General features: G+C 72.7%; 5 protein-coding genes and 2 pseudogenes. 4 read left to right on the top strand and 3 right to left on the bottom strand.

From position 1 onward, the window contains the following. A pseudogene (locus tag G3I65_RS46885) lies at positions 1-205 on the top strand (sugar kinase); the annotation flags it as partial. Between the two features lie 176 nt (positions 206-381). On the opposite strand, the gene G3I65_RS46880 reads toward G3I65_RS46885, so the two are convergent. Continuing rightward, positions 382-612, bottom strand: coding sequence for a hypothetical protein (locus tag G3I65_RS46880; RefSeq protein ID WP_160701838.1), 231 nt, complete (start codon positions 610-612; stop codon positions 382-384). Between the two features lie 111 nt (positions 613-723). Between G3I65_RS46880 and G3I65_RS46875 the strand changes: the two genes are divergently transcribed. From G3I65_RS46875 to G3I65_RS46865, 3 genes are all read left to right on the top strand, one after another. Beyond that, complete coding sequence (locus tag G3I65_RS46875) at positions 724-2,211, top strand: MFS transporter (RefSeq protein WP_160701837.1); 1,488 nt, start codon at positions 724-726, stop codon at positions 2,209-2,211. Positions 2,212-2,213: 2 nt separating this feature from the next. Continuing rightward, the gene (locus tag G3I65_RS46870) at positions 2,214-2,771 is read left to right on the top strand and encodes a TetR family transcriptional regulator (RefSeq protein WP_160701836.1); all 558 of its coding nucleotides are present in this window, start codon (positions 2,214-2,216) and stop codon (positions 2,769-2,771) included. 149 nt (positions 2,772-2,920) lie between these two features. Next, the gene (locus tag G3I65_RS46865) at positions 2,921-3,475 is read left to right on the top strand and encodes a snapalysin family zinc-dependent metalloprotease (RefSeq protein ID WP_160701835.1); all 555 of its coding nucleotides are present in this window, start codon (positions 2,921-2,923) and stop codon (positions 3,473-3,475) included. Positions 3,476-3,497: 22 nt separating this feature from the next. On the opposite strand, the gene mftD is transcribed toward G3I65_RS46865, so the two are convergent. Together mftD and G3I65_RS46855 are read right to left on the bottom strand one after the other, a co-directional pair. Continuing rightward, entirely contained in the window at positions 3,498-4,691 is a 1,194-nt protein-coding gene (gene mftD, locus G3I65_RS46860; protein ID WP_160701834.1) for a pre-mycofactocin synthase MftD, read from the bottom strand. Beyond that, positions 4,688-4,946 (bottom strand): annotated as a pseudogene (locus G3I65_RS46855) (mycofactocin system glycosyltransferase); the annotation flags it as partial. The gene mftD and the pseudogene G3I65_RS46855, both read right to left, overlap by 4 nt.

The raw sequence follows: 4,946 nt of genomic DNA, 5'->3' as shown, positions 1-4,946 counted from the left end.
CGGCGGCATCGGCGGCAACGCGGACCTGCTGGCCGAGCCGATGCGCCGCGCGCTGGCGGCGACGATCCCGGTGGTCCCGGACATCGTGGCCGGCCAGCTCGGCGAGGACGCGGTCCTGGCGGGCGCGATCGCGACGGCACTGGGCACGGCCCGCGAGCTGGTCTTCGACCGCCGCGGCCTACACCGCGCGGTGAGCGGCGCCTGACCGGTCGCGAGTCAGTCATACCCCGGCAAAGTCGGGCAGCACGGCCGATCCGCCCATCCTCACTCGCAGCCGCGACTTTGCCGAAACCCTCGCGTCCGGCGACATGAATGACTCATTCATGTCGTCCGGCGAAGTGAATGACCCATTCATGTCACTGGGGGCCGCCGGGCCGAGCGCTAGTCCGAGGGGCCGCGCAGGGTCAGGACCACCCGCAGCACGTATTCCACCGCCGTCGGGAAGGCCGCGCCGCGCAGTTCGCCGCGGTCGGCCAGGTTGCGGGAGGCGAACTCCAGCTCGCGCTCCGGCCCGCCCCGGCGGACGACCAGTGCCGCGATCTCCTCGAGGTCGAGGTCCGGGTGGTCCAGCCGGGTCAGGGAGAACTCGATCATCAGCTCTTCGGCCGTCATCCCCGCTCCTCCCGACTCCTCCAGCGTAGCCACAACCACCCGGCCGCGACCGGCATTCCGTGGCTGAGCTCACCAGCGATACTGTACCGTCCAGACGGTATAGTAACCGTCATGACCACGACCCGGGCACCGATCCAGCCGTCCCTCAGCCCCCGTCGCCGGTGGGCCGCGCTGGGCGTGCTCGTCGGCGCGGTGCTCCTGCTCGCGATCGACGGCACCGTCCTCTACCTCGCCGTGCCGTCGCTGACCCGCGAACTCGCGCCGAGCGCCACCGAGATCCTGTGGATCGGCGACATCTACTCGCTCGCGCTGGCCGGCCTGCTCGTCACGGCGGGGAACCTCGCCGACCGCTTCGGCCGCAAGAAGGTGCTGCTCCCCGGCACGGCCGCGTTCGGCGCCGCCTCCGTCCTGGCCGCCTTCTCCCCCACCGCCGGCGTGCTCGTCGTCGCCCGGCTGCTGCTCGGCGTCGCGGGCGCGACGATCATGCCGTCGACGCTCTCGCTCATCCGCACCCTGTTCGCCGACCCGCGCGAGCGCACCCGCGCCATCGCGATCTGGTCGGCCGGGTCCGGCGGCGGCATCGCGCTCGGCCCGCTCGTCGGCGGCACCCTGCTGGAGCACTACTGGTGGGGCTCGGTGTTCCTGATCAACGTGCCGGTCGTCGTCGTCTTCCTGATCGCCGGCGCGATCCTGCTCCCCGAGTCGCGCGACCCGAACCCCGGCCGGTTCGACCTGCTCTCGGCCGCGCTGTCGATGGTGGCGATCGTCCCGCTCGTCTACGCGGTCAAGCACGCCGTCGGCGAAGGCCTCGACGCGCAGGTGGTGGCGGCCGCCGTGCTCGGCGTCGCCGCCGGGACGCTGTTCGTCCGCCGTCAGCGGCGGGCGGCCGATCCGCTGATCGACGTCGGCCTGTTCCGCAACGGCGCGTTCAGCGGCGCGGTGCTCGCGAACTTCATCGCCGTCTTCGCGCTGATGGGACTGCTGTTCTTCTTTTCCCAGTACCTGCAGCTGGTCCGGGGTTTCTCGCCGCTGCGCGCCGGGCTCGCGGAGATGCCGGCGACGCTGGCCTCGATCGTCGTCGTGGCCGCGGTCGGCGTGGTCGCCGGACGGCTCGGGCGGGGCCGCGCCGTCGCCGCGGGCCTGGCCATCGCCGCGCTCGGGCTGGCGCTGGTCGCGGTCGCCGAAGAGTCGCCGCGGTACTGGTGGCTGGGCCTGACGCTGGTGCCGGTCGGCCTCGGCGTCGGACTGGCGCTGACGCTCACCGTCGACTCGGTGCTGTCCGCCGTCCCCCGGGACAAAGCGGGCTCGGCGTCGGCGATCTCCGAGACCGCCTACGAACTCGGTGCGGCGCTGGGCATCGCGCTCCTCGGCTCGCTGGTCACCTTGGTGTACCGCGCTTTCCTGCCCGCCGGCGTGCCCGGCGAGGTCCGCGAGTCCCTGGCTTCGGCCGCGGCCACGCTCGACCCGGCGTCGGAACTCGCGCAGGCGGCACGGGACGCCTTCACCGGCGCCATGCAGGTCACGTCGCTGGCTGCGGCCGCCGTCACCGCGGTCGCCGCGCTGATCGCCTGGCGTACCATTCCGTCCGGAAAGGACTGAGGATGCCTCGCAAAGCCGGACGCGGCCCCGGAGAAACCCGCCGGGCGCTGCTCGACGCGGCCGCGACCGCCCTCCGCACGCGCGGGCTCTCGGCGTCGCTCGACGACATCGCGCGGGAAGCCGGCGTGTCGAAAGGCGGGCTGCTGTACCACTTCCCGGCCAAGGACGCGCTGGTGCGCACGCTCGCCCAGGACATCCTCGACACCTTCCGCGCCGAGGTCCACGCGGCGCTCGACCCGGAAGACACCGCGGCGGGCCGGCTCACCCGCGCCTACGTCCGCGCGTCGCTGGACACCTCGCACGACGAGGTCGCCGTCCGGGAGAACATCGCGCTGATCGCCCAGCTGATCTCGATCCCGGAGATCGGCGCGATGGCGCGCGCGGACGCCGAGCGCTGGGACCGCGAACTCCACGACGACGGGCTGCCCGAGGACGTCGTCACCCTCGTGGTCGCCGCGGCCGACGGGGCGAGCACCGCGCCGCTGTGGGGTGTCGGCATCGACGTCGCGGCGGCGCGGAAGCTGGAGCGGCAGCTCCTGGAGCTGACCCGGGTGAGCTGACCGCGGCCGTGTCAACCCGACGAAGGTGGTGGTAAATCACCACTCACCGGCCCCTACGTTAGTCGGCTCCGGACGAAGGTGTCTTCCCGGTAAATTCTCGACAGCGCGCGCAATTCCGGCAAATCCCCGTCCCCACGAGGAGTTCTCCGATGTCGAGGAAGTTCGCCCTGGCCGGCGCAGCCGCGCTCGCCCTGACCATGACCCCGCTCGCCGCGGGGACCGCGTCGGCCGCCACCGAGCAGGAAGCCGCGGTCACGACGGTGTACTACAGCACTGCCAGCGCACCGACGTTCCGCTCGGTGATCAACGCCGGTGCCGCCAACTGGAACAACAGCGTCACCAACGTCAGACTGGTCGAGCGCAACTCCGGCGCGAGCCTGCGCTACACCGAGGGCAACGACCCCCGCGGGTCCTACGCCTCGACCAACGGGCACGGCAGCGGCACCATCTTCATCGACTACACCCAGGCCCGCCAGTACAGCCCGACCCGCATCGCGGCGCACGAGACCGGCCACGCCCTCGGGCTGCCGGACCACTACTCGGGCCCGTGCTCGGAGCTGATGTCGGGTGGCGGCCCCGGCCCGTCCTGCACCAACGCGTTCCCGAACTCGACCGAGCGCAGCCGCGTGAACCAGCTGTGGGCCAACGGCTTGGTCGCGACGAACGCGTCCGAGCGGGTCTACGAAACCGTTTACGGCTACTGATCCCGCTCGGCGTGGCCCGGGCTCACGAGCCCGGGCCACGCTCGTGCGCGGCACCGAGTTCGGCCGTGAACCCGGCCGGCACCACCACGTCCTCCCGGGTGAGTTCGTGGACGCTCTTCTTGCCCAGCGCCAGCAACGTCGAGTCGATCCCGTTGCGCAGCACGTCGAGGACGTTCTCCACGCCCGCCTGCCCGCCGGCGGCCAGTCCCCACAGGTACGCGCGGCCGATCAGGACCGCCTTCGCCCCCAGCGCCAGCGCTTTCACCACGTCGCTGCCGCGGCGGATGCCGCCGTCCAGCAGGACTTCCACCTGGTCGCCGACGGCGTCCGCGATCGACGGCAGCGCGCGGATCGTGGCCGGGGTGCCGTCGAGGTTGTTGCCGCCGTGGTTGGACACCGAGAGCGCGCTGACGCCGGCGTCGACCGCGCGGCGCGCCTCGTCGACCCGGATCACGCCCTTGAGCAGGAACGGCCCGTCCCACTGCGAGCGCAGCCAGGCCACGTCTTCCCACGAGGGCGGCGGCGTCTGCATCCACTGGCCGTACGCGCCGAAGAACGTCGGCGCTTCTTCGCCGGGTGAAGCCATGTTCGGCACGCCCAGGTCGGGCAGCCGCCGCGTCTTGACGTAGTCCAGGAGCCAGCGCGGGCGGGTGATGCCTTCGGGGGCGAAGCGCAGCAGCTCGCGCGGGGTCAGCCGTTCGGGGATGTGCGGGCTGCCCCAGTCTCGGCTGTGCGAGAACGACCAGTCGAGGGTGAGGATGATGCCGACGGCCCCGGCGGCGCGGGCGCGGTCGAGGCGGCGCCGGATGTCGTCACGCGTGCCGGTCCAGTAGACCTGGAAGTACGTGTTCGGGTTCGCGGCGACCACCTCCTCGATCGGCTTGCTGCCGAAGGAGGACAGCCCGATCGACGTCCCGCGCGCGGCGGCCGCCCTGGCCACCGCGACCTCGCCGTCGGGGTGCACGGCCTGCACGCCGGTCGGGGAGATCAGCACGGGAAGCGCGATGTCGCGGCCGAGCACGTGCGTGCCCAGGTGCCGCTGCGCGTGGTGGCCCGCCGTGCGCGGCGCGAACCGCAGCTCGTCGAACGCGCCGAGGTTGTCGGCGAGCGTGAGGCCCTTCTCCGAACCGGCGATCAGGGCGGAGTAGACCGACGCGGGCAGCCGTTTCTTCGCGCGGCGCTGGGCCTCGGCGACGGATTCGAACCAGGTGCTCATCGGGTTCCCTTCGTGGTGAAGCGCAGGGGGCGGCGGACGAAGGCCGGGCGGACCGGCTCGAGGGTGCGGTGGGCCAGGCAGCCGGCCCAGACGCCGGCGCCGTACGCGACGTCGTCGGCGATCGCGGCCGCGGTGTAGCGGACGGGATCGAGTGCGGGTCTGTTCTTGGCCCACGCGGTCAGCGGCGGGCCGAGCAGCAGGGACGCCGCGGCGGCGCGGCGTTTCCACCCCCGCGGCACGAGCAGGGCGGCGAGC

The sequence above is a fragment of the Amycolatopsis sp. SID8362 genome (assembly GCF_010550475.1).
Lineage (GTDB): Bacteria > Actinomycetota > Actinomycetes > Mycobacteriales > Pseudonocardiaceae > Amycolatopsis > Amycolatopsis eburnea.
This window is presented reverse-complemented; position numbering and strand designations above follow the sequence as displayed.

Bases quoted from the DNA above. Each gene is read 5' to 3' on its own strand.
- G3I65_RS46880 (WP_160701838.1), bottom strand. From the start codon at position 612: ATGACGGCCGAAGAGCTGATGATCGAGTTCTCCCTGACCCGGCTGGAC.
- G3I65_RS46875 (WP_160701837.1), top strand. From the start codon at position 724: ATGACCACGACCCGGGCACCGATCCAGCCGTCCCTCAGCCCCCGTCGC.
- G3I65_RS46870 (WP_160701836.1), top strand. From the start codon at position 2,214: ATGCCTCGCAAAGCCGGACGCGGCCCCGGAGAAACCCGCCGGGCGCTG.
- G3I65_RS46865 (WP_160701835.1), top strand. From the start codon at position 2,921: ATGTCGAGGAAGTTCGCCCTGGCCGGCGCAGCCGCGCTCGCCCTGACC.
- mftD (WP_160701834.1), bottom strand. From the start codon at position 4,691: ATGAGCACCTGGTTCGAATCCGTCGCCGAGGCCCAGCGCCGCGCGAAG.